The sequence below is a fragment of the Embleya hyalina genome (assembly GCF_003967355.1).
In the GTDB taxonomy this organism is placed as follows: Bacteria; Actinomycetota; Actinomycetes; order Streptomycetales; family Streptomycetaceae; genus Embleya; species Embleya hyalina.
The window spans coordinates 136,591-160,786 of the sequence record NZ_BIFH01000039.1 but is presented as its reverse complement, the minus strand read 5'-3'; the positions used below and the strand labels follow the sequence as shown (position 1 = coordinate 160,786).

At 73.0% G+C, this 24,196-nt stretch carries 18 protein-coding genes; 12 read left to right on the top strand and 6 right to left on the bottom strand.

Annotated elements, in window-relative coordinates; translation table 11 throughout:
* Window positions 1-320 precede the first annotated feature (320 nt).
* Entirely contained in the window at window positions 321-911 is a 591-nt protein-coding gene (locus tag EMA17_RS40245; protein ID WP_246127205.1) for an RNA polymerase sigma factor, read from the top strand.
* The gene (locus EMA17_RS40240; RefSeq protein WP_126642183.1) at window positions 908-1,660 is read left to right on the top strand and encodes a hypothetical protein; all 753 of its coding nucleotides are present in this window, start codon (window positions 908-910) and stop codon (window positions 1,658-1,660) included. Before EMA17_RS40245 ends, EMA17_RS40240 begins: the two co-directional genes overlap by 4 nt.
* Window positions 1,661-1,775: 115 nt before the next feature.
* Here the strand turns inward: EMA17_RS40240 and EMA17_RS40235 are convergent, their stop codons facing one another.
* Window positions 1,776-2,024: a hypothetical protein gene (locus tag EMA17_RS40235; RefSeq protein ID WP_126642182.1), complete on the bottom strand. Its 249-nt coding sequence runs from the start codon at window positions 2,022-2,024 to the stop codon at window positions 1,776-1,778.
* A 239-nt stretch (window positions 2,025-2,263) separates the two neighbouring features.
* On the opposite strand from EMA17_RS40235, the gene EMA17_RS52210 reads away from it, so the two are divergent.
* Window positions 2,264-2,926 (top strand): antibiotic biosynthesis monooxygenase, encoded by a 663-nt coding sequence (locus EMA17_RS52210; protein WP_160161737.1) that lies wholly within the window; start codon window positions 2,264-2,266, stop codon window positions 2,924-2,926.
* Between the two features lie 22 nt (window positions 2,927-2,948).
* On the opposite strand, the gene EMA17_RS40225 is transcribed toward EMA17_RS52210, so the two are convergent.
* The 3 genes from EMA17_RS40225 to EMA17_RS40215 are packed head-to-tail and all read right to left on the bottom strand — an operon-like array spanning window position 2,949 to window position 5,946.
* Window positions 2,949-3,635, bottom strand: a complete 687-nt coding sequence (locus EMA17_RS40225; protein ID WP_126642181.1) for a response regulator transcription factor — start codon at window positions 3,633-3,635, stop codon at window positions 2,949-2,951.
* Window positions 3,632-4,876: a sensor histidine kinase gene (locus EMA17_RS40220; protein WP_126642180.1), complete on the bottom strand. Its 1,245-nt coding sequence runs from the start codon at window positions 4,874-4,876 to the stop codon at window positions 3,632-3,634. The genes EMA17_RS40225 and EMA17_RS40220 overlap by 4 nt, the downstream gene beginning before the upstream one ends.
* Window positions 4,876-5,946 carry a hypothetical protein gene (locus tag EMA17_RS40215; protein WP_126642179.1) on the bottom strand — a complete coding sequence of 357 codons (1,071 nt, stop codon included), beginning with the start codon at window positions 5,944-5,946 and terminating at the stop codon, window positions 4,876-4,878. Before EMA17_RS40215 ends, EMA17_RS40220 begins: the two co-directional genes overlap by 1 nt.
* Window positions 5,947-6,805: 859 nt before the next feature.
* Between EMA17_RS40215 and steA the strand changes: the two genes are divergently transcribed.
* From steA to EMA17_RS40185, 5 genes are read left to right on the top strand one after another with little or no spacing between them, the layout of a single operon-like run.
* The gene (gene steA / locus EMA17_RS40205) at window positions 6,806-7,981 is read left to right on the top strand and encodes a putative cytokinetic ring protein SteA (protein WP_218043227.1); all 1,176 of its coding nucleotides are present in this window, start codon (window positions 6,806-6,808) and stop codon (window positions 7,979-7,981) included.
* The gene (locus tag EMA17_RS40200; protein ID WP_160161736.1) at window positions 7,978-9,129 is read left to right on the top strand and encodes a copper transporter; all 1,152 of its coding nucleotides are present in this window, start codon (window positions 7,978-7,980) and stop codon (window positions 9,127-9,129) included. The genes steA and EMA17_RS40200 overlap by 4 nt, the downstream gene beginning before the upstream one ends.
* On the top strand, window positions 9,126-10,856 hold the full coding sequence (locus EMA17_RS54715) for a hypothetical protein (protein WP_160161735.1): 1,731 nt from the start codon (window positions 9,126-9,128) through the stop codon (window positions 10,854-10,856). The genes EMA17_RS40200 and EMA17_RS54715 overlap by 4 nt, the downstream gene beginning before the upstream one ends.
* Window positions 10,857-10,905: 49 nt before the next feature.
* Window positions 10,906-12,591, top strand: coding sequence for a murein biosynthesis integral membrane protein MurJ (gene murJ, locus EMA17_RS40190; RefSeq protein WP_160161734.1), 1,686 nt, complete (start codon window positions 10,906-10,908; stop codon window positions 12,589-12,591).
* On the top strand, window positions 12,575-13,708 hold the full coding sequence (locus tag EMA17_RS40185; protein ID WP_126642175.1) for a glycosyltransferase family 4 protein: 1,134 nt from the start codon (window positions 12,575-12,577) through the stop codon (window positions 13,706-13,708). The genes murJ and EMA17_RS40185 overlap by 17 nt, the downstream gene beginning before the upstream one ends.
* A gap of 20 nt (window positions 13,709-13,728) precedes the next feature.
* Here the strand turns inward: EMA17_RS40185 and EMA17_RS40180 are convergent, their stop codons facing one another.
* The gene (locus EMA17_RS40180) at window positions 13,729-15,111 is read right to left on the bottom strand and encodes a DUF2254 domain-containing protein (RefSeq protein ID WP_126642174.1); all 1,383 of its coding nucleotides are present in this window, start codon (window positions 15,109-15,111) and stop codon (window positions 13,729-13,731) included.
* Between the two features lie 107 nt (window positions 15,112-15,218).
* Window positions 15,219-17,042, bottom strand: coding sequence for a glycoside hydrolase family 15 protein (locus EMA17_RS40175; RefSeq protein ID WP_126642173.1), 1,824 nt, complete (start codon window positions 17,040-17,042; stop codon window positions 15,219-15,221).
* Window positions 17,043-17,796: 754 nt separating this feature from the next.
* On the opposite strand from EMA17_RS40175, the gene pyrG reads away from it, so the two are divergent.
* From pyrG to ald, 4 genes are all read left to right on the top strand, one after another.
* Entirely contained in the window at window positions 17,797-19,473 is a 1,677-nt protein-coding gene (gene pyrG / locus EMA17_RS40170) for a CTP synthase (protein WP_126642193.1), read from the top strand.
* Between the two features lie 324 nt (window positions 19,474-19,797).
* Window positions 19,798-20,439 carry an NUDIX domain-containing protein gene (locus EMA17_RS40165; RefSeq protein WP_126642172.1) on the top strand — a complete coding sequence of 214 codons (642 nt, stop codon included), beginning with the start codon at window positions 19,798-19,800 and terminating at the stop codon, window positions 20,437-20,439.
* 174 nt (window positions 20,440-20,613) lie between these two features.
* Window positions 20,614-22,734 (top strand): tetratricopeptide repeat protein, encoded by a 2,121-nt coding sequence (locus EMA17_RS40160; RefSeq protein ID WP_126642171.1) that lies wholly within the window; start codon window positions 20,614-20,616, stop codon window positions 22,732-22,734.
* Between the two features lie 201 nt (window positions 22,735-22,935).
* The gene (gene ald, locus EMA17_RS40155) at window positions 22,936-24,054 is read left to right on the top strand and encodes an alanine dehydrogenase (RefSeq protein WP_078977799.1); all 1,119 of its coding nucleotides are present in this window, start codon (window positions 22,936-22,938) and stop codon (window positions 24,052-24,054) included.
* Window positions 24,055-24,196: the final 142 nt, after the last annotated feature.

Sequence of the window (24,196 nt, the reverse complement as noted above, 5' to 3'; positions counted from 1 at the left end):
GTCCCGCAGTCGCCGAGCCCCGCACGCCGGCGGCGGCCGACCCCGCGTGCCGGACCGGCCCCGCACCGGCCCGCCCGCAGCCACAAGCGCAACGTCCGCCGGAAACCCCCGGCCCGCTCGGGAAGGCGGCCCGGGGGACTCGATCCGGTTCGATTCCCCGTTGTCGGCCGGATTTCGCCAAGCATCGCATTCATCTCGTCGGGAGCCCCGGGGCGGGTTGCGTGGGTTGGGTTGGGTTGTAACGCCGGCTGCGGGCGTGACCACAAGTGGGGGACAGGCAACGGCATCGATGCGGGGAGCCCATCTTGGATGGACCGGATGTGGAAGCAGTCAGGGGGATCGCCGGTGACCCGGAGCTCCTGGAAGCGTTCTATCGCAGACACATCGACGCGGTGGGGCGGTTCGTGGCGCGGCGGGTCGACGATCCCCAGTCGGCCGCCGATCTGACCGTCGAGGTGTTCATCGCCGCGATGGGTTCGGCGGCGGCCTATCGCGGTGGGCCGGGTGGCGAACTCGCCTGGTTGTACGGGGTCGCGCGCAACGTGGTGGCGAACGAGCGGCGGCGTTCGGCGCGGGAGGCGGACGCGTCGCGGCGGATGGCGGGGCGGCGGGTGTTGGACGAGGACGACATTCAGCGGCTGGAGGAGCGGCTGGATGCGGCGGCGGAGGTTCGGCGTACCCATCGGGCGCTCGCGCGGTTGTCCGAGGAGGACCGCGCGGTGCTCGAACTGGTCAGCGTGGACGGGATGTCCGTCGCCGAGGCCGCGGGGGCGCTCGGCATACGGCCGGTCGCGGCGCGAGTGCGGTTGCACCGGGCGCGGCGGCGGCTCGCGAAGGAAGTGGGCTCGTCGGTGACCGAGCCGCAGCACGGGACCCGGGCAGGACACGTACAGGCGGAGGCGAAGGCGTGATCGGTTTCGAGGAACGTGCGTTGGAGGAGCTGAAGTTGCTGGCCGCCGCAGGGAGTGTGCCGGCGATGGATCCGCCGCCGCCCGGGAAGCCGGCGGCCTCGCGGGGCCGCCGGATCGGGTACGGGCTGGCCGCCTCGGTGGTGCTCGCGGCGGGCATCGGGGTCGGCGCGCCGATGCTCAGCGGTGGTTCGGCCGAGGCGCAGCCGTTCGAGGTGGAGAAGCGGCCGGACGGCGGGATCCTGTTCAAGGTCGACGAGTTCCGCAATCCGAAGGGGCTGGAGCAGCGGCTGCGGGATCTGGGGCTGCGGGTGGTGGTCGACTACGTGCCGTACGGCAAGAAGTGTGCTCCGGGACGCTTTACCGAAAGCGCGGCCTCCAACGACGAGTTGAACGCGATCTACCACTGGCTTCCCTGGCCGACCGACCACCTGCTGACGGACGAGGAGAGCGACTTCTACACCAAGGGGTGGACCGAGATCCGACCGGAACTGATGCCCCCGGGAGCCACGTTGGTGCTGACGGCGACCCTCACCAAGGTCGAGGCCGAGGACCTCCCCGATCCGGGGTACCGCGACGGCCGCCGCGTGCACAACACGAGCAGCACCGGCAGCAACACGATGTACCGACTCGCGGACGGGCCGGTGGCTGCCTGCGCTCTGGTCGACGACCCGACGCAGCGGGGGCCGGTTTCCGACAACGGCCCGACGCTCCCGTCGGGTACGTCCGTTCCGGTACGCCCCGCCCCGTAGCGGTAGGCGACTTCGCCTCGGCCGCGCCGGGTCGTGTCGCGATCCGGCGCGGCGTGCGTTGTTCGGCGTCGGGTGTACCGGGGTCGCACGTGTATCGGGGTCACATGTCCCGGGGTCACGTGTCCATTTCGTCGACGTACACCTTGGTGCCGTCCGCGAAGATTCGGTACTCGCGTGCGTCGGGTTCCTCTTCGTCGAGGTACACCCTGGTTCCGTCCGCGTAGTGCTTGTAGACGCGCCCGTTCTCGCCGCCTACCGCAGGCAGGCCCAGTGCGTACAGTTCCTCGACGGCCTTGCGGACGCCTTCCGCCATCGCCGCGTCGAAGATTTCCGGACCTATCTGGTCCCGCAAGGATTTCGTCATCGAGTCCTCCGTACGCCGGGCGTCCCGGTCGCGTCGGCGCGACGGTCGCTTTCCCAAGATTGCCAGGCCGGACCCGAGGGCGACAGGCCCCGGAGCGAGTTACGGGCCGCGGGCCGGGGTGGCGACGTGGGTTGACCTCAAGTGTGGTTGAAGTTGCAGGGTGGGGGGTGTTTTCGGTTCGGGCCCGGGTTCTCGGGTTCGGGCCTTTTGGTTTGTGTCGTCGGCTCGAAGGAGTATTCATGGCCGCGTCGTCGCGCCACCGCCGTCGCGCTCTGCCCGAGGTCGGGCGGGCCGATGTCGGGACGATTCTTGTCAGTCCGTGGATCGTGGGTACGCCGGAGCGGCAGCGGGCCGCCGCCGAGGCGACGCTCGTCGAGTGGGAGGGGGTGCCCTGGCCGGACGGGTTCCTCACGCTGAGTTGTCTGCTGAGCGTCGATGGCGGGCGGGTTCTCAACTACGCGCAGTGGACGAACGACGACGATCACCGGGCGTTCATGCGGACCACTCGGCCGGGGATGGTGCGGCACATCGACGAGGTGGTGCCCGGGATCGAACGTCCGGGCGTGATTCGCTATCGCCTCGCCGGGAGTGCGGCGCGGGGCGAACTCCCGGGTGCGCCCGCGTTGGTGGTGGTCGAGGAGATCGAGGCGGACGCGGCGCCGGCGGCGCGGCGGTGGGCCCGAGGAGTCCTCGCGGCGGCGGCCGACGGCCGGGTTGCGCCGCCGGGTCGTGTTGCCACGCATGTGCATCTCGACGTCGGCGGCACCCGGGGGCTGGTCTACACCGAATGGGTCGACGAGCAGGTGTACGAGGCGTTTCGGGCCGCGCCCGCGCCCACGGACGTGCGCTCGCTCGGCACGCGCGCGTACCGTCCGTACGGGAGCCTGCGTCGACCCGTCTGACGCTCGGGCGGCCTCGGTCGACTCACGCCCACCCGCCGAGACCGGTGCCGGTGAAGCCGGATTCGTAGGCGGCGATCACCGCCTGCGTACGGTCGCGGACGCCGAGCTTGGTGAGGACGCGGGCCACGTGGGTCTTGACCGTTTCCGGGCCCAGCCCGGTGCGTTCGGCGATCTCGGTGTTGGCCAGGCCGGTGGTGATCAGGCGCAGGACCTCCTGCTCGCGCGGGGTGAGCCGGGCGACGCGGGTGCGCAATTCCGCGTTGTGGGTGCGCTCTCGGGCGCGGGTGAGGGCCAGGTCCCGGATCGCGGCCGGGAAGAGCAGCGAGTCGCCTCGGGCCACGGTACGGATCGCGTGCACCATGTCGTCGGCGCGGGCCCGCTTGAGGAGGAAGCCGTGCGCCCCGGCGCGCAGCGCGTCGTAGACGTACTCGTCGTTCTCGAAGGTGGTCACCACCAGCACCCTCGGCGATGGGTCGGAGACTTCGCGAAGGATTCGCGCGGTGGCCTCGATGCCGTTCAGGTCGGGCATCCGAACGTCCATCAACACCACGTCGGGCCGCAGTTCGCGGACCCGCTCCACGGCCTGCGCGCCGGTCGCCGCCTCGCCGACCACGGTCAGGTCGGGTTCGGCGTCGACGATCGCGTACAGGCCCGCGCGGACCAGGCTCTCGTCGTCGGCGATCACTACGCGGGTCGGGTGGGTGCTCACGGGTGGCCTTCCAGGGGTATTCGGGCGCTGAGGTGCCAACGGCCGTCGCGGGGACCGGCGGTGAAGGTGCCGCGCAGTACGGCGACGCGCTCGGCGGTGCCGCGCAGGCCGCGTCCGCCGCCGCTTCGGGTGGGTCGGGTGCCGGCGATGGGGTTGCTCAGGTCGATCGTCAACTCGCCTCGGCCGAGCCGGAGATGGAGGCTGACCGGGACCTCGCCCGCGTGCCGCAGGACGTTGCCGAAGCCCTCCTGGACGATCCGGTACGCCTCGCGCGAGACCAGGCGTGGCAGCGCCGCGACGCCGTCGGCCGGGTCGAGGTGGAGGTCGACGTCGGCGCCGGCCGCGCGGGTGCGGGCGACCAACTCGGCGAGGTTGGCCAACGAGGGTACGGGCGCGGCCGGTTCGGGCGTCTCCTCGCGCAGGAGGCCGAGGACGTGGTCGAGTTCGGCGACGGCGTCGCGGGCGGTGTCCTCGATCGCGGTCAACGCGCGGGCGACGAAGGCCGGATCCCGGTCGAGCAGGCGGCCGGCGGCGGCTGCCTGGATGCCGACCGCGCTGAGTGCGTGGCCGACCGAGTCGTGCAGGTCGCGGGCGATGCGGGCGCGTTCGGCGAGGCGTTCGGCGCGCTGCTCGGCGAGGGCGAGGCGGTCGGCGGGGGTGGGGCCGAGCAGGATCGGGGCGATACGGGCGAGCCAGGCGCCGGCGGCGGCGGACACCGGCAGGGGGAGCAGGATCAGGGCGAGGCCGAGCGGGGTCCACGCGAGGGGGAGCGAGGTCGCCGGTTCGGCCCAGCCGAACACGTCGGCCAGGTTCGCGGAGAGCGGCAGGAGGAGCAGGACCAGGCCGCCGGGAGGCGCGGCCAGCGAGACGCCGGCCACCACGCCGCCCGCGAGCGCGTGCAGGGTGAACCACGCGGCCGCTCGTCGGCGGGCGGCGGCGCTCGTCGCGGGCAGGCTCAGTACCTCGCCGGTCGGCGCGCACAACACCCGCGCGGCGCCGCCCTCGAGGGTGCGCACCAGTGGGACCAGGCCGGTCAGCGCGACGAACGGCAGCGCCAGGGCCAGGGCGAGCAGTTGCGAGGTGAGCGGTTCCGCCGGGATGTCGCGCGACAGTCCGGTCCCGGTGAGCACGGTGAGCGCGGCGAGGTGGAACGGGGTCAACAGTGCGCCGCCCAGCACCAGATGTACCCAGCGCAGCCGGGCCCGCCGACCGAGCAGTCGGCGGGTGAGGCGACGGGCCATCAGGTCGCCTGCGGGGCGAGGGTGGTCGTGGTGGTCGCGGTCGCGGTCGCGGTGGCGGGTTCGGGGGCGGTCGGCTCGGGGAGCGCGGTGCGGCCCGCGTACTCGCTCAGGAAGAACCAGCCGATGGCCAGGACCAGGACGCCGGTGATCATTTCGGCAGTGTAGACAAGGTGCAAAAGGGCGGATGTGCGCTCCGCCATTCGGCTTTCGGGCGCCGCGCCGGTGCTGATCAGGCCCATCCAGCCGCCCCACCCGAACGCGCTGCCCGCACCGAACCAGACCATCGCCAGCGGCCCGCGCACCCGGGCGCCGCCGATCCGGTACACCAGCAGGAGCAGACCCGCCGCGCCGACGAGTGCGAGGCCGCCCTGGACGCCGTCCATCCATCGGGCCGACGCGTCGCGGTCCGCGATCCAGGTTTCGCTCATTCCGACGTCGGCGCCCAGCCCCCAGGTCAGGCGCGCGACGCCGACGACGCCGAGCAGCGCGGCGGCGGCCGTACCGAGGAAGCGCTGCGCGTCGCGGGTGCCGGCCGGATCCGGGAGCGCGCGGACGCGGGTGCGCAGGAGGGTGCCCCAGCGCTCGTGGGCGTACAGGGCGAAGGCGGCGAGGAGGACCGCCCCCTCGACGATGAAGCCGCCGTAGACCACGCCGTACACCCACGGGCGCAGGAAGTCGTCGCCCGCGAACGGGTTGCCCGTGAGCCCGACCGCCGCGCTCAGCAGGTCGGCCGGGACGACCAGCATGATCACCACGAGCAGGCCCGACGCGACCCACAGCGGCAGCAGGATCAGCCAGGCCCGGACGCGGACCTCGCGGGGGCGGGCCAGGGTGTACGCGATCAGCGCGGCGACGCCGTCCATGACGAAGGTGAGGGCGTTGGCGGCGATCCATCGGCCTCGGTCGAGCTCGTCGGGGTGGACGACGCCCACGTCGACGCCGAGTACCCAGAGCAGCTTGAGGGTCAGGTAGGGGGAGCACGCGGCCAGCGCGAACCAGGCGAGGGTTTTGCGGAGGTCGCGGCGGGGTGGGGCCGGTGGGGGCGGCGTGGTGGAGGTGGTGGTTTCCATGGGTGCAACCCTCGTGGGGGCGGGGTTCGGGGCGCGTCCGCATGGGCGCTCACGTGGGTCCCTCGGATGGGGGACGGGGGGTCGTCCGGCGGGGCGGGGGCGGGGGCGCGGTCCGGGCCGGGGGCGGCGTGGGCCGGGGGCGGAGCCGGGTGCGTGGGCCGCGTGTGGCGCTGGGCTCGCGTTGCACTTGGCTCGGGAGGTTTTACCCACCCGCTCCACCCGTTGCCTGTGGCTCGGCGGCTGGGGTTCGGAGGCTTCGGGGCGGGCCCGGTCCGGCCTCGTGGCCGAGGGCTCGGTGGCTGGGTTCAGGGGTTTCGGGCCGGCTGGTTTGTTCTTGTGGTCGAGGCTTTGGCGGCTGAGAGTCAGAGGGTTCGGGCCGGTTGGTTCGGTCTTGTGGTCGAGGGCTTGGTGGGGATGGGGTTCGCAGGGTTCGGGCTGCCTGGTTGGTCGCGTGGTCGAGGGTTTGGTGGTTGGGGTTCGTAGGCTTCGGGGCTGCCCGGTCTGGTCTTGTGGGCCGTGGGCTTGGTGGCTGGGGGTTGTTTGGGGTGGGTGGTCGGTGGGGTTTGGGATTCGGGGCGGGGGGCTGTGTAACAGCTGCGCTCCGGTTTCACGCCGGGCCCGCGCACCCGACCCGGGTCGCGCCGCCGGCCTCGGCTTCGGACCCGGTTCCCCCGCACGGCTTCAGGGCCGCTGCGTATTCGGCCACTCGTCGGCGCGTCAGCGCCCACGACTCGATCGTCGACCGGAATCGACGAGCGCAGCGAGGAGAGCGGCCAGCGGCCGCCGCCCCGGCCCGCAGGGCCGTTTCAGGAGCGGCCGGAGGCCGCCGGAGAATTTCGTGCATGGCAGGATTGCGCCGGTGAGGATTCCCACGCTTCGTCGTCGACGGCACACCGAGGACACCGGCTCGTTTGCCCGGGTCGATCGGCGTACCAAGGACCTCACCAAGCGGCTCCGCCCCGGCGACATCGCGATCATCAACCACGTCGACCTCGACCGGGTCGCCGCCGAGGCGCTGGTCAAGTGTCGACCGGCCGCCGTGGTCAACGCCGCCGCCAGCATCAGCGGGCGCTACCCCAATATCGGGCCGCAACTGCTCGTGGAGGCCGGCGTACCGCTCCTGGACGAGGTCGGCGGCAGTGTGCTCGACCGGATCCGCGAGGGCGAGCTGGTCCGGGTGGAGGACAACGTCCTCTATCGCGGCGACGCCCCGATCGCCGTCGGCACGCTGCTCGACGCGGAGTCCGTGGCCGCCGCGATGGAGAAGGCCCGGGCCGGGCTGTCCGAGCAGATCGAGGCGTTCGCCGAGAACACCCTCAAGTACATCCGCGAGGAGCGCGAACTGCTCCTCGACGGCGTCGGCGTCCCCGAGATCCGCACCCGGGTCGACGGTCGCCAGGTGCTCATCGTGGTGCGCGGCTACCACTACCGCGAGGACATCGCCGCGCTGCGCCCCTATATCCGCGAGTACCGCCCGGTGATGATCGGCGTCGACGGCGGCGCCGACGCGCTGCTCCAGGCCGGTTACAAGCCGGACATGATCGTCGGCGACATGGACTCGGTCTCCGACCAGGCGCTGCGCTGCGGCGCGGAGATCATCGTGCACGCGTACCGGGACGGCCGTGCCCCCGGGATGGAGCGCCTCGACGAACTGGGCGTGGACGGCATCGCCTTCCCCGCCACCGGGACCAGCGAGGACATCGCGATGTTGCTCGCCGACGACGGCGGCGCCAGCCTGATCGTCGCGGTCGGTACGCACCTCACGCTCGTCGAGTTCCTGGACAAGGGCCGGGCCGGCATGGCGAGCACCTTCCTCACCCGGTTGCGGGTCGGCGGCAAGCTCGTGGACGCCAAGGGCGTCAGCCGTCTGTACCGCAGCCGCATCTCCACGACTTCGCTGCTCATGTTGTGCCTCGCCGCGCTGATCACGATCGCGGTGACCGTGCGGGTGACCCCGCTCGGGCGCGCGTACTTCCACGTGTTCGGGGCACAGTGGGACGCCTTCGTCTACTGGCTCCAGGGACTGTTCAGTTGATCGACTTCAGATACCACGTCGTCTCCATCATCGCGGTCTTCCTGGCCCTGTCGGTCGGGCTCGTACTCGGCGCGTCCTTCCTCAAGGAGGCCGCCGTCTCCGGGCTCGACCAGTCGGTTCAGGACCTCGCCCGGAACAACGAAGGGCTGCGTCGCGAAGTCGACCGGGCGAACGCCGGTCAGCGGTACCTCAACGGCATCATGGGCACCGTCGGCCCCGAACTGACCAAGGGCCGGCTCGCCGGGCACAAGGCGGTCGTGGTCTCGCTGCCGGGCGCGGACACCAAGCTGGCGGACAGCACGGTCAAGCTGCTCGACGGGGCGTCCGCGACGGTCACCGGCCAGGTGTCGGTGAAGGGGCAGTGGACCGACGCCAAGCGGGAGAACGAACTGGTCACCGCGCTGGGCGCGAACGCGCTCGCGTTCCCGACCGGGACGGCGACCGAGCGGGCCGCGAAGGTGCTGGCGGGGGCGATCACCGAGAAGATGCCGCCGATACAGGGCGGGACGCCGGGGAGTACGCCGGGCGGCTCGACCACGCCGCCCGCGTCCGGAGCGCCGTCCACGGGGGCGCCGGCCTCCGGGACGCCCGCGACGGGTACGCCCGGGGCCGGTGCGTCCTCCGGGACCGGGACCACCTCGGCGCCGCCCGCCGGCGGGCCGGGCACGGGCCAGACGCCCGGGACGACGGGCACCACCACGCCCGGCACGCACAACGCGCAGGCCGCGACCGAGGCGCTGACCAAGCTCAAGGAAGCCGGCTTCATCGACGTCAAGGACAATCCGGCCGTCGGCGCCGACCTGGTCGTGGTGATCGCGCCCTCGGGAGCCACCTCCGGCGAGGACCCGGGGCGGACGAACAACGCCTACCTCGCGCTCGCCCGGGCGCTGGACGGCGGCGGCAACGGTACGGTCATGGCCGGCACCGCGTCCGCCGCGCAGGAAAACGGCGTGATCTGGGCGCTGCGCCGTAACGATCAAACCGCCAAGGCCGTTTCCACCGTGGACACCGCCGATACGCCCGTGGGTCAGGTCGCGGTCGTGTGGTCCCTGGTGGTCGAGGACAAGCAGGGCACTTCGGGTCAATACGGGACGACGGGCACCACCGACGGTCCGCTGCCGGAACTGCCGAAGAAGGAGACGCCGTGACGAAGGCCGCCGTGACGCCGGACACTGCGACGGGGGGTGCCGTGTCCCGTCGGGGTCGAGCCGGTCGGCTGGTGACGGCGCTGGCCGCGACCGGCGCGGCCCGGACCGCCTATGCCGCGCTGAGCCGCCGCGCCCCGGGCGGCGCCGCCCTGTGGGAGCGGCGCAACCACCGGGGCGAGGCGCTGACCCTGCTGGAGGGGCCGGCCGCGGCGATCGGCGCGACCGTGGCCGCCGTATGCGCTCCGGGCGTGCCGGGGCGGTGGCGGGCGGCGGGTGCGCTGGCGGCGGTCGCGGGGGCCGGGTTCGGGACGTACGACGACCTGGCCGGGTCGACCGACCGGCGCGGCTTCAAGGGCCACCTCGGGGCGCTCGCCAAGGGCGAAGTGACCAGCGGGGGCGTCAAGATCGTGGGGCTGGGCGCGGCCGGGCTGGCGGCGGGCACGCTGGTGCAGCGGCATCCGGTGGACCGCGTGCTGGCCGCGGTGGTGGTGGCCGGGACCGCGAATCTGATCAATCTGTTCGACCTGCGTCCGGGGCGGGCGGCCAAGGCGGTGCTGATCGCGGGCGCGCCGGGGCTGGCACGGGGCGGCGCGGCGGCGGCTTTGGCGGCGGCGCCGGTGGGCGCGGCGGCGGCGCTGCTGCCCGAGGACCTGGGCGAGAAGGCGATGCTGGGCGACGCGGGCGCGAACGCGCTGGGCGCGGCGCTCGGGGTGGCCCTGGCGGCGGGTGCGTCCCGGACGGGGCTGCTGACGAAGGCGGCGGTGCTGGTCGGCCTGACGGCGGCGAGCGAGCGGGTGAGCTTCACGAAGGTCATCGCGGGCAACCGGGCGCTGAACACGATCGACATGCTGGGCCGCCGCGCGGTGGCAACACCGACCGCGGACGCGGGGCCGGGGCCGGCCACGGAGGCGGGCTCTGCCACCGACGCGGGTCGGGGACCGGCCGCAGGCGCGGGACCGAACGCACAACCGGGCGCGGACTCTGCCGCGAACCTGGGGCCGGCGTCGGCCGCAGGCGCGGGCGCGACGTCGGACGCGGGCGCGGGCGCGGGTTCCGCCACCGAGGCGGGATCGGGGTCGGCCGCAGGCGTGGGCGTGGGGTCGGACGCGGATGCCGGCGCGGGAGTAGGCGCGGGACCGGCAGCGGGCGTGGGCGCGGGCTCTGCCACGGACCTGGGATCGGCGTCGGCCGCAGGCGCGGGCGAGGGGTCGGACGCGGACGCGGAACCGGCAGCGAGCGTGGGCACGGGCTCTGCCACGGACGCGGGGTCGGGGTCGGACGCGGATGCCGGCGTGGCAGTGGACGCGGGACCGGCAGTGGGCGCGGGCGTGGGCTCCGCCACCGACGTGGGGTCGGACGCAGACGCGGACGCGGGGCCAGCAGTGGGCGTGGGCTCCGCCACCGACGTGGGGTCGGACGCAGACGCGGACGCGGATCCGGCAGCGAGTGTGGGCTCGGGCTCTGCCACGGACGCGGGGTCGGGGTCGGACATGGATGCCGGCGTGGCAGTGGACGCGGGACCGGCAGCGGGCGCGGGCGTGGGCTCCGCCACCGACCTGGGGTCGGACGCGGGCGCGGGCGCGGGGCCGGCAGTGGGCGTGGGATCCGTCACCGGCCTGGGGTCGGGCGCGGATGTGGGGCCGGTGGCGGATGTCGGCGTGGGATCTGGCGCCGGCGTGGGTGTCGTGGAGAAGCCGAGTGCCGAGGGATCCGTCGCGTCGGCATGACCGTCGACCGCCCCCGCCGTCGCCCCTCGACCGGACCGGGCGGCCACCGGTGACCGCCCCTCCCGACGGCGACGTCCCGACTGCGGCCGGCTCCGGCGCCACGCGTGTCGTTCGCGGGCTCGCCGGGGCCGCCGCCCTGATGGGGCTGGTCACCGTGTTCGCGCGGTTGGCCGGTTTCGGGCGGCAGTTGGTGTTCTCCGGGACCGTGGGTGACACCGGTCTCGGGACCGTCTACAGCACCGTCAACTCCGTCCCCAACATCGTCTTCGAGATCGTCGCCGGCGGGGCGCTCGCGAGTGTCGTCGTGCCGGTGCTGGCCGGGCCCGTGGCCCGGGGCGCGCGCGAGGACGCGGGGCGGATCGCGTCCGCGCTGTTGACCTGGGTCGTGCTGGTCCTGACGCCGATCGTGCTGCTCGGGGCGCTGCTGGCGCGGCCGATCACCGAGGTGCTGCTGGCCGGGAAGGCCGATGAGCCCGGGGCGGCGGACGTGGCCGCGCGGATGTTGCTCGTGTTCTTGCCGCAGGTGTTGCTGTACGGGGTCGCCGTGGTCGCCGGCGGCATCCTCCAGGCGCATCGGCGCTTCCTGGCCGGGACGCTCGCGCCGCTGGTGTCCAGCCTCGTGGTGGCCGGCACCTATCTGCTCTTCGCGAACCGGTACGACGTCGACCTCGACGACCTCGCGCACCTGCCCCGCGGCGCCGAGTCGACGCTCTCCCTCGGAACGACGGCGGGTGTGCTGGCGCTGGCGCTCGTCACCGTGGTGCCGCTGCGGTCCACCGGGTTGCGGCTGCGTCCGACGTTGCGCTTTCCGGACGGGGTGGGTCGCCGGGTACGTACCCTCGCGCTGGCCGGCGTCGCCACGCTGGTCGCCCAGCAGGCCGCGACGGTCGCGGTGATCCTGCTCGCCAACGGGCGCGGGACGCACGGGTCGCTCGTGGTGTACCAGACGACCTGGATGGTGTACCTGCTGCCGTACGCGGTCCTGGCCGTGCCGATCGCCACCGCCGCCTTCCCGCGCCTGAGCGCGCACGCGCACGACGGCGCCACGGACGCGTTCGCCGACGCGGTGGCGGCGACCACCCGCACGGTGCTCCTGGTCGGCGCGGCGGGCACCACGCTGCTCCTGGCCGCCGCGGCGCCGGTGGGGCGGTTCTTCGCGCTGTTCATGGCCGGATCCACCGAGCCGGAGCAGATGGCGTGGGCGCTGGCGGCGTTCGCCCCCGGGCTGATCGGGTACGCGCTGGTCGCTCACCTGGGCCGGGTGTTGAACGCGTCCGGGCACGGGCGGGCCGCCGCGGGGTGCGTGGTGGTCGGCTGGTGTGTGGTGGTGGTCGCCGACGTGATCCTCGCGTACGTGTTGCCCGCACGCTGGACGGTGGCCGCGCTCGGGCTGGGCAACTCGATCGGGATGACCGTGGCGGGCCTGTTGCTGGCGTATCCCGTCGCCAGGACGGCCGGGCCCCGGGCGCTGCCGGTTCGGGCGATGGGCCGGGCGGCGATCGCGGCGGTGGCCGGTGCGGCGGCCGGCGGCCTGGTCGGATTCGGGGTGTCGCGGGCATTGGGCACCGGGGGCATCGTCTTTACGTTGATCATCGCGACGGTTGCCGCCATCGTGGGCACCCTGGTGTTCGCGGGAGTCGTCCTCGCCACCGTCGGCGAGGCCGTGCAGGCGGCGTTGCCCGGGCGGCGGACGGCCGAAACGGAAGGGGAGCAGCGACGTGGACACGACGACTGAGTCGCGGGAGCGGACCGAGCCGGCCCGGCTGCGGGCCGTCCTGGTGCTGGCCACGTCCACCGGCGGGATCGGCGCGCACGTGCGTTCGCTGGCGGCCGGGCTGGTCGGGCGCGGGGTCGCGGTGACGGTCTGCGGGCCGGCCTCGACCGAGGAGCACTTCGACTTCGCCGGCACCGGCGCGCGGTTTCGGGTGGTGGAGATCCCGGCCGCGCCGCGGCCCTCGGACCGGGGCGCGGCGCGCGAGTTGCGCGCGGCGTGCGCGCACGCGCACGTCGTGCACGCGCACGGGCTGCGCGCCGGGTTGGTGGCGGGCAACGCGCTCGGCCGGCATCGGGTGCGGCGTACGCCGTTGGTGTTGACGCTGCACAACGCGGTGTTGGCGGGCGGCGCGAAGGGTGCGCTGACCCGGGTGTTGGAGGGGCGCGCGGTACGGGCCGCCGACGTGGTCCTGGGCGCGTCGGCCGATCTGGTGGACCGGGCCCGGCAGTTGGGGGCGCGGGACGCGCGACTCGGGCCGGTGTCGGCGCCGCCGCTGCCGCCGGCGTCGCGGGACCGGGCCGCGGTGCGGGACGAATTCGCGGCGGGGGATCGGCCGTTGGTGGTCGCGGTGGGCAGGTTGGCGGCGCAGAAGGCGTATCCGGTGTTGCTGGACGCGGCGCGGGAATGGGGCGAGGTCCGGCCCGCGCCGTTGGTGGTGGTCGCCGGGGACGGGCCGTTGCGCGAAACGCTCCAGGAACGCATCGACGCCGAGTCGTTGCCGGTTCGCTTGCTCGGGCATCGGTCGGATGTGGCCGACCTGTTGGGCGCGGCGGACGTGGTGGTGCTGCCCAGTCGGTGGGAGGCGCGGGCGCTGGTCGCCCAGGAGGCGCTGCGCAGCGGGGTGCCGCTGGTGGCGACGGCGGTCGGGGGGGTGCCCGAACTCGTCGGCGAGGCGGCGGTCCTGGTGCCGTACGGCGACGCCGAGGCCCTGGCCGGCTCCGTCACCGCGCTGCTCGCCGACCCGGACCGCCGCGGCGAACTCGCGGCCGCGGGCCCGGTCCAGGCCGCCACGTGGCCCGGCGAACGCGAGACCATCGCCCAGGTCCTCAGCATCTACGAGGAACTGGGCCCGATGTAGCCGCACCGCCGGTTCGCTCCTCAGCCGATTCCCTGTCGGTCGGGCTCCAGCGCGAAGCGGCGGTTCGCCTCGTCGGGGTGGGCGCGGGCCACGGCCTCGTGGAGCAGGGCGCGTTGGCGGAGGAGTTCCGGGCGGCGGGCGGGTGGGGTGATGTCCAGGAGGTCGTCCAGGGCCGCGCTCAGCCTGCGGGTCACCTGGGGCGCGCCGGCCCCGTACAGCCGGATCTCGGTCAGGCCCAGGTCGACCATGTCCGCCCACGGGGCGACCGGTTCGATCAGCCGCAGGCGGTCGCGGCGGTCCACGTGCGCACGATCGCCGAGTTCGATGCCGCTCATCAGGGTGAGCAGGGCGTGGATGCGGTCGAGCGCCTGCACGGCGGTGGTCGGGTCGTTGACGGCCGGCGACAGGGCCTTGCTCGCGATGTCGACGAGTTGCCGCAGTCCGAAGGCCGGGTCCTGGTGCATGGTGCGTTCGACGCCCAGGGTCAGGCACGGCCACACCCGGGTCGCCGCCGGCAGTCCGCGCCGGTTCGGGGAGCCGTGGATCACCGCGAGCGGCATGCCGTGGGTGAGGAAGTCGCCCACGCGGGGGAGCAGGGCGATCACCACGTCGTGCCGCCGGGCCAGGAACACCAGGCGGGCCACGTTGACGTCCTGGAGCACCCCCGGCGGGCCCCGGTACGGGAGCACCGCGGTCGGCTCCCCGGTCGGCGTCGGCACCGGCGCCGCGTGCGCCCGGGCGGCCAGCAGGTTCAGCGACTCCTGGGCGACGTAGCCGATCACGTACGTCACCCGCATCAGTCGGATCGTCGAGTGCACGTAGATCACGAAGACCACCAGGCTGGTCACCACGAGCCCCATCGCGAGGGAGGCGGCCAGCGCCGGCGGGTGGTCCTCGGAGTTGCCGAACTCCTTCTGTACCCGAAGGGAGTACAGGAAGGTCGTCAGGAACATCGCGAAGGTGACCTTGGTGACCCGGCTGCGCACGTACACCCGCACCACGCGCGGGGTGAACTGGCTCGCCATCTGCAGGGCCACCAGGGTGATCGAGAAGACCACGCCGATGAAGGTGAGCATCGCCGAACTCATCGTGGCGATGGTGTCCTTGGTCCCGCTGGCCAGGTCCAGCAACCAGTCGTACTGGTCGCGCAGCCACGGCCGGTCGGGATGCCTGTCCAGATAGTCCGGGATCCACCGGTCCAGGGCCAGTATCAGCGTGGCCAGCGCCCACCCGGACGCCAGCCCGACCAGTGGCGCGAACCACAGGCCGTCGCGCAGGTGTTCGTACCAGGGCGACAGCGGGCGCCGCCGCCGCGCCGCGGGCAGGAACGGCAACGTCGACGCGGGCGACGAACCGGTCGGCTCGCCGCCCGCGTCGGCGTCGGCGGATCGGGCGGGGGTCATGGTGTCCGGAGGTACCACCCGGAACCGGTACGCACACCTGCACAGCGCGCCCACCGGCCCCGAACGCCGCCACACCGAGTCCGGGCCGGACGAGACCCCCGTCCCTCCTACTCCGCCGCCACGACCGGCCCCGTGCGCAGCGTCGCGGTCAGTCGCAGCGCGGTGTCGATCAGTGGCACGTGACTGAACGCCTGCGGGAAGTTGCCCACCTGGCGCTGGAGACGCGGGTCCCACTCCTCGGCGAGCAGGCCCAGGTCGTTGCGCAGCGCGAGCAGGCGTTCGAACAGCTCGCGCGCCTCCTCCACCCGGCCGATCATGGCCAGGTCGTCGGCGAGCCAGAACGAGCAGGCCAGGAACGCGCCTTCGTCGCCGGGCAGGCCGTCCAGGCCGACGCTGGTGCCGTTGGTGGGGTAGCGGCGTACGAAGCCGTCCTCGGTCAGCTCGCGCTGGATCGCCTCGATCGTGCCGATCACCCGCTTGTCCTCCGGCGGCAGGAAGCCCACCTGCGGGATCAGCAGCAGCGAGGCGTCCAGCTCGGTGGAGCCGTAGTACTGGGTGAAGGTGTTGCGCTCGGCGTCGTAGCCGTACGCGCACACCTCGCGGTGGATCTCCTCGCGCACACCCTTCAGGTGCTCCAGCATCTTCTCGGTGTCGGAGTCCATCGGCTCCTCGACCAGCATCCGGATGGTGCGGTCCACCGCCACCCACGCCATCACCTTGGAGTGCACGAAGTGCCGGCGCGGCCCGCGCACCTCCCAGATGCCCTCGTCCGGGTCGCGCCAGTGCTGCTCCATGTAGTCCATCAGCTTGAGCTGGAGCGCGTGCGCGTGGTCGTTGCCCTCCATGCCGGCCTGCCGGCCCAGGTGCAGCGCGTCGATGACCTCGCCGTAGACGTCGAGCTGGAACTGCTCGGCGGCGGCGTTGCCGATCCGGACCGGGTGCGAGCCCTCGTAGCCGGGCAGCCAGGTCGCCTCGTACTCGGTGAGCCGGCGCTCGCCGCCCACGCCGTACATGATCTGCAGGTTCTCCGGGTCGCCCGCCACCGCCCGCAGCAGCCATTCGCGCCACGCCTTGGCCTCGTCGACGAAGCCGGTCTTGAGCAGCGCGCCCAGTGTCATCGCCGCGTCGCGCAGCCACGTGTAGCGGTAGTCCCAGTTGCGCACGCCGCCCACGTCCTCGGGCAGCGAGGTGGTCGGCGCGGCGACGATGCCGCCGGTCGGGGCGTACGTCAGCGCCTTGAGCGTGATCAGCGAGCGCACCACCGGCTCGCGCCACGGGCCCTGGTAGGTGCAGCGGGTCATCCAGTCGGTCCAGAACGCCTCGGTGTCCGCGAGCGCGGCGAGCGCGTCGGTGCGCAGCGGGCCCTCGACGTGCGAGGGGTGCCACGTGAGGGTGAACGTGACCCGGTCGCCCTCCCCGAGGGTGACGTCCGAATAGGTGGTCAGCCCGCGCCCGTAGGTCTCGGTGTCGCTGTCGAACCACACCGCGTCGGGACCGGCGACGGCGACCGTGCGGCCGTCCGCCTCGCGGCGCACCCAGGGCACGACCTTGCCGTAGTGGAAGCGCATGCGCAGCTCCGAGCGCACCGGCACCCGGCCCGACACGCCCTCCACGATCCGCACCACCACCGGCGCGCCGACCAGGGCGTCGGCCGGCGGCATGAAATCGATCACCCGAATGGTGCCCCGGGGGGTCTCCCATTCCGATTCGAGGATCAGCGAGTCGCCGCGATAGCGGCGACGTGTCGCGGGGCCGCCGGAGAGCGGCGCGACCCGCCACGAGCCGTGTTCCTCGCTGCCGAGCAGGCCGGCGAACACGGCGGGCGAATCGAAGCGGGGGAGGCAGAGCCAATCCATGGAACCGTCGCGGCCCACGAGAGCGGCGGTCTGCATGTCCCCGATGAGGGCGTAGTCCTCGATGCGGCTGGTCACGGGCAGCGCTTTCCGTTCCTGGTCGTCCTGGTGAGGCCGGTGGTCCCGTCATGCGCGGCGGGGTTCGGCCGGGGGGCTGGGCGCGTACGAGGGGTCGGCTCGTACGGGTTGCTGGGTTCGGTGCCGGCGGGTCGTGCTGCGTTCCGGTACCGGTGGGTCGTGCAGGGGGTGCTGGTGCGGGTGGTGCGTACCCTGCGCGCCGATGGTCGTGTTCTGATCGGCGATCGATCGATTCGTTGCCTCGGTTGCCTTGATCGACTCATTCCAGGGTGCACCACGCACGCGTGATCGACCGCCGCGAACGGTGGTCGGATCGACCGGTACTCCCGAAATGTCGTCCCGTCGGGATCCGGGGGACGTGCACCCGTCGCGCGCGTAGGTTCCGCTGCGCGCGGGTGTCGGCGAACGGAGAGAGGCTCGCGCGCCGTCTGCGTAGCATAGTGCGCCGTCGGCGCTGAAACGTGCCTGCTTTTGCCGACCCGCTCGTTGACTCTGCGTGGAATCCGACTCGGCCGTTCCGTCGGCATGCGTCCGGATTCTCCCGTGCGTCGTCACTCTGGGCAATCGCCGGGTGGTGTCGCAGTTGTTCCGCCCCGGGTGCGGGACCTCGACCCCCGACGCTGTTAGGCTGGTATCCCGTGGACTTGGTGGGACTGTTCCGGGCCCGCGTCGGCCCAGCAGCGTCCCCTTCGATATCCCTCGGATGTCCCCAGGACATCCCCCTCATCGCAACCACGGGAGCCCTTCCTTGGCAGTGCCTCAGACGCCCAGTCGCACCCGGCAGGCGAAGCACCTCTTCGTCACCGGAGGCGTCGCCTCCTCGCTTGGCAAGGGGCTCACCGCGTCGAGCCTCGGAGCGCTCCTCAAGGCGCGCGGCCTGCGGGTCACGATGCAGAAGCTCGACCCCTACCTCAACGTCGACCCCGGGACGATGAACCCGTTCCAGCACGGCGAGGTGTTCGTCACCAACGACGGCGCCGAGACCGACCTGGACGTCGGCCACTACGAGCGCTTCCTCGACGTCGACCTGCACGGCTCGGCCAATGTGACGACCGGTCAGGTCTACTCGACGGTGATCGCCAAGGAGCGCCGCGGCGAATACCTGGGCGACACCGTCCAGGTCATCCCGCACATCACGAACGAGATCAAGTCGCGGATCCGGGCGATGGCCGCCGCCGACGTCGACATCGTGATCACCGAAGTCGGCGGGACCGTCGGCGACATCGAGTCGCTGCCCTTCCTCGAGTCGATCCGCCAGGTCCGGCACGAGGTCGGCCGGGACAACGTCTTCTTCCTGCACGTATCGCTGCTCCCGTACATCGGCCCCTCGGGCGAGCTGAAGACCAAGCCGACCCAGCACTCGGTCGCCGCCCTGCGCAGCATCGGCATCCAGCCGGACGCGATCGTGCTGCGCGCCGACCGCGCGGTGCCGCAGGACATCAAGCGCAAGATCTCGCTGATGTGCGACGTGGACGAGGAGGCCGTCGTCGCGGCCATCGACGCCCCGTCCATCTACGACATCCCCAAGGTGCTGCACTCGGAGGGCCTGGACGCGTACGTGGTGCGCCGGCTCGGGCTGAACTTCCGGGACGTGGACTGGACCGAGTGGGACGACCTGCTGCGCCGGGTGCACCAGCCCGAGCGTGAGGTCACCGTCGCGCTGGTCGGCAAGTACATCGACCTGCCCGACGCCTACCTCTCGGTCACCGAGGCGATCCGCGCGGGCGGCTTCGCCAACAACGTGCGCACCCGGATCAAGTGGGTGACCTCGGACAACACCGCCACGCCCGAGGGCGCCGCCCGCGAACTCGGCGACTGCGACGCGGTGCTGATCCCCGGCGGCTTCGGCGACCGGGGCGTCGAGGGCAAGGTGCAGGCGATCGCGTACGCCCGCGAGCACCGGATCCCGACCCTGGGCATCTGTCTGGGCCTGCAGTGCATGGTGATCGAGGCCGCGCGCAACCTGGCCGGGCTCGACGGGGCCAACTCGCTGGAGTTCGACCCCGAGGCCGCGCACCCCGTGGTGGCCACCATGGCCGACCAGCTCGACATCGTGGCGGGCCAGGGCGACCTGGGCGGCACGATGCGGCTCGGCCTGTACACCGCGGACCTGGCCGAGGGCTCGATCGCGCGCGAGGTGTACGGCGCGGCCCGCTCCGAGGAGCGCCACCGGCACCGCTACGAGGTCAACAACGCCTACCGGACCCGGCTGGAGGAGACCGGCCTGGTCTTCTCCGGGCTCTCCCCCGACGGCCGACTGGTGGAGTACGTCGAACTGCCGCGCGAGCAGCACCCGTACTTCATCGCGACCCAGGCCCACCCGGAGCTGAAGTCCCGCCCCACGCGCCCGCACCCGCTGTTCGCGGGCCTGGTCGCGGCGGCGGTCCGCCGGATCAAGGGCGAGGACCGGATCGCGGAGACGACCTCCTGACCGGTCGCCGACCGTAGGATCGCTCGACGCGCCCGACCGCTCGACCCGCCCGAGCGCTCGACGAACCGGGAAGCCACCCACCCGCGCACGCGGGCGGGTGGCTTCCCGCGTTTCGCCGGGTGCGGCGGATCCGGGCGCGCGTGGTGCGCGGACTCGGGTCGTGCGCGTCGTCGTCGGCCGGCACGTGCCGCCTGCCCCGATCGACGGTGGTCGGCGTCGGCGCGATCACGGTCCCGCTCGTGGCCGGCGCACGGTCGAGGACCATTAGGCTGGCCGATCGGGGCGGCGGTATTCGGCCGGCGGCCGGGTGAGAGGGAGCGCATCGTGAACGACCCGCGGATTCGGGCGAGGATCGGCGACACCCCCGAGTCGTGGCCGGTTTCGGCGAGTGAGACGCCGTTTCGGGGGCGGGTCTGGTCGATGCGCAGCGACCTGGTCGAGATGCCGGACGGGAGCCGCGCGCGGCGCGACTACCTGGACCACCCCGGCGCGGTGGGCGTGGTGGCGCTGGACGAGCGGGGGCGCATCCTGGTGCTGCGGCAGTACCGGCATCCCGTGCGGCAGAAGTTGTGGGAGATCCCGGCCGGATTGCTGGACGTGGCCGGCGAACATCCGCTGCACGCGGCCCGGCGGGAGTTGTTCGAGGAGGCGCACCACGAGGCCGCCGTCTGGAACGTGCTGGTGGATATCTACACCACACCCGGCTCCTCGGACGAGGCGATCCGGGTGTTCCTCGCGCGCGGATTGTCCGAGTCCACCGCCGAGCGGTTCGCGGTGGAGCACGAGGAGGTCGGGATGGAACTCGCCTGGCTGCCGCAGGACGAGGCGATCGGGCTGATCCTGGCGGGCGAACTGCACAATCCGATACTGGTTTCGGGAGCGTTGGCGCTGTCGGCCGCGCGGGCGGGGGACGGGTTGGACGCGCTTCGGGCCGCGGACGCGCCCTGGCCCGCCCGGCCGTTCTGACGGGCCGCGGTCGCGTCCTGGTGGGCCCGGGACGTGTCGCCCATCCGGCCGCCCGTCGCCCCGGGCGGGCGAGGCCGCGGATTTCGTGACTCGGGGTTGGCGAGTCGGGCCCTGTGGGCCGGTGCGTGGTCGTAATCTGCGCGATGGGTGTGGGTGAGACAGGGGGCGTCTGCGGTGGGTGTGACCGGGGAGTCCGAGGTCGCGTGCGCGTCGACCGAGGGGCTGGTTCCCGGAATGCGCGCGCCGGTCGGGGCGTTGCCCGCGATCGTGGACCAACTGCCGCCCGGCGGACCCGACTTCGTCGGGCGTACCGACGAACTCGACACTCTCTATACCTGGGTGACCGGACCCGGCGCGGCGATTCCCGCGCAGCTGGCGCCGACCGATCCGGAGCACCCCGGCACCACCCGCACGGTGTGGTTGCCCCGGGACCGGGTGGTCGCGATCACCGGGCCGGTGGGGGTGGGGCGGACCGAGTTCGCGGTGCGGCTCGCCCATCGGCTGGCCCCGCACTTCCCGGACGGGCGGCTCTACGCGCGGCTCACCGGGCCGCGCGGTGAGCTGATCCCGCCGGGCGACGTACTGGAGTCGATGTTGTACGCGCTCGGCACGGTGAGCATCCCCTCCGCGCACGAGGAGCGCATCCGGCTCTTTCGCGAACACCTGGACGGCAAACGATTCCTGATCCTGCTCGAGGACGTGACCGGGACGCCGCAGTTGCGGCCGCTGCTGCCGGAGAGCCCGACCGCGCTCGTGGTGGTCACCTCCGTGGCCCCGCTCACCGGCCTGGGGCGGGCGGCGGCGGTGCGCAGTTGTGCGCTGGACATGCTCGACCCGCGCGCCGCGGCCGAACTGCTCGGGAACCTGGCCGGGCACACCCGGGTCGCGTGCGATCCGCGGGCCGCGGACGAGTTGGCCGCGCTGTGCGACCACCACCCGGCGGCGCTGCGGATGGCGGGTGCGTGGTTGCGGGCCCGGCCGCGCTACGCGATGGCCGACGTCGGGCGGCGGCTGCGGGCCGAGCGGTTGCGGCTGCACGAGCAGGCCGGGGACGACCTGGCGGTGCGGGCGTGCTTCTCGCTGATCCATCGTGAACTGGTGCCGTCGGCCGCCCGGCTGTTGCGGCTGCTCGCGCTGGTGCCGGGGCGCGAGTTCGGCGCGGACGCCGCCGCGGCGCTGGCCGACTGCGGGCCGGACGCGGCCACCCGGTCGTTGATCGAGCTGCGCGAGCTGCACCTGTTGGAGCAGGGCTCGGTACCGGGCCGCTTCCGCTTCCACGACCTGGTGCGCGGCTATGTACAGGAGCGTCTGGACGCGGAGGAGCGGCCCGGCGAACGGCGCAACGCCCGGGTGCGGCTGCTCGACCGGTATGTGCGCCTGGCCCGGTCGGCGGAGCGGATCATCATCGGCACCGGCGGTCCGGACCCGGCCGCCGACGTGCGCTTCGACAGCGCCGACGAGGCCCGAGCGTGGTTGCGCGACGAGCGGCCCGAACTGCTGGCCGCCGCCCGGGTGGCGGCCGCGGCCGGGCTGGACGCGGCGACGCGCCGGCTGGTCTCGGTGCTCACCCGGCTCCTGGACCGACGCGCGCACTGGAGCGACGTGCGCGAGCTGCACGAACTCGCGCTGACCACCGCGCGCCGGGCCGGCTCCGGTCGGCAGGAGGCGGTCGCCCTGCTCAACCTGGGCAACCTGCACGTCGCGCGCGCGGAGTTGGAGGAGGCGCTGTCCTGCTACCGCGCGGCGCTGGAGGTCTCCCGCGGACTGGGCGACCCGGCCGGCGAGGGGCGGGCGATGGTCAACCTGGGCAACGCCTACGCCGACCTGGGCGACCTGCAGCGGGCCGCCGACTGGTACGACCGGTCGCTGCTGCTGCGCCGCACCATCGGCGACGCGGCCGGCCAGGCGCGGGTGCTCTCCCACCTGGGCCGGCTGCACGCGCGGATGGGTCGCTTCGAACAGTCGGTGCGCGACCACCGGGCGGCGCTCGGGGTGCGTCGGCGGATCGGCGACCCCGCCGACATCGGCCGGGTGCTGGCCGACATCGCCGCCGTGCTCGGCGAGGCGGGTCGGGTGCCCGAGGCGCTGACGGTGTACCGGGACGCGATGGAGGCGTTTCGCGCGGCCGGCGACGAGCGGCTGGAGGCGCTGGCGCTGTTGCAGAGCGCCGAATTGGCGCTCGATTCGGGCGACGCCCGGGACGCCCGATCGCGCCGTCGGCAGGCATTGGCCCTGCTCGTGGACGCGGGCGCGCCCGAGGCCGACGAGGTTCGCCGCTTCCTGGGTGACGAATAGCCCCCTTGTGGGTAGTCGCTGCTGTCCAAAGTTTTGGGCGCAACCTACGAAATAGACAAGCGGTCGAGTCCTCACTGCCACTTTGTAAGGTTGGCGGGGGGTTCCAACCGCACTAAGCTAGGGACACCACGAGGTACGGCGTGCATTTCGCATGCTCGGGCTCGCTGGTGCCCAACCCTCTGTCGACAGGACTTGATAGCCGTGAAGGTCGGTATCCCCCGCGAGGTCAAGAACCACGAGTACCGCGTGGCGATCACGCCCGCCGGCGTGCACGAGCTCGTGCGCAACGGTCACGAGGTCTTCATCGAGCACGACGCCGGTGTCGGCTCGTCCATCCCCAACGAGGAGTACGTGGCCGCGGGGGCGACCATCCTCGGTACGGCGGACGAGGTCTGGGCGACCGGCGAGCTGATCCTGAAGGTCAAGGAGCCGATCGCCTCCGAGTTCGGCCGGCTCCGCAAGGACCAGACGCTGTTCACCTACCTGCACCTCGCCGCGGGTAAGGAGTGCACCGAGGCCCTGCTCAACGCCGGGACCACGTCCATCGCCTACGAGACGGTGCAGCTGCCCAACGGCGCGCTGCCGCTGCTCGCGCCGATGTCCGAGGTGGCCGGTCGGCTCGCGCCGCAGGTCGGCTCATACCACCTGATGGCGCAGGGCGGCGGTCGCGGCACCCTCATGGGTGGCGTCTCCGGCGTCTACGCCGCGAAGGTCGTCGTGATCGGCGCCGGTGTCTCGGGGATGAACGCCGCGGCGATCGCGCTCGGCATGCAGGCCGAGGTGCTGCTGCTCGACCGGAACATCCAGGCGCTGCGCGACGCGGACCGGATCTACCAGGGGCATCTTCAGACGGTCGCGTCGAACACGTACGAGATCGAGAAGGCCGTGCTGGACGCGGACCTGGTCATCGGCGCGGTGCTGATCCCGGGCGCGAAGGCGCCGAAGCTGATCACCAACGAGCTGGTGTCGCGGATGAAGCCGGGCTCGGTGCTGGTCGACATCGCGATCGACCAGGGCGGTTGCTTCGAGGACTCGCACGCCACGACGCACGACGACCCGGTGTACAAGGTGCACAACTCGATCTTCTACTGCGTGGCGAACATGCCGGGTGCGGTGCCGCACACGTCCACCTACGCGCTGACGAACGCGACGCTGCCGTACATCGTGCAGTTGGCGAACCGTGGGTGGCGTGAGGCGGCCAAGGCCGATCGGGCGTTGGCGCTGGGTCTGTCGACGCACGAGGGTCGGCTTACGAACGCGGCCGTCGGTGAGGCGCTGGGGATCGACGCCGTTTCGCTCGAAGAGGTCCTGGGTTCCTGACCCGGTTTCGATCGGCCTCGGGCGCCGGCCGGGCCGAGTGACCCGGGCCGAGAGTCGGTCGGTTCGGTCTCCGGGTTTCGGGACCGTTGCGCGCATGCCGTACACCCCCAATGACGTGGGTGTGCGGCATGTGGTGTTTTGG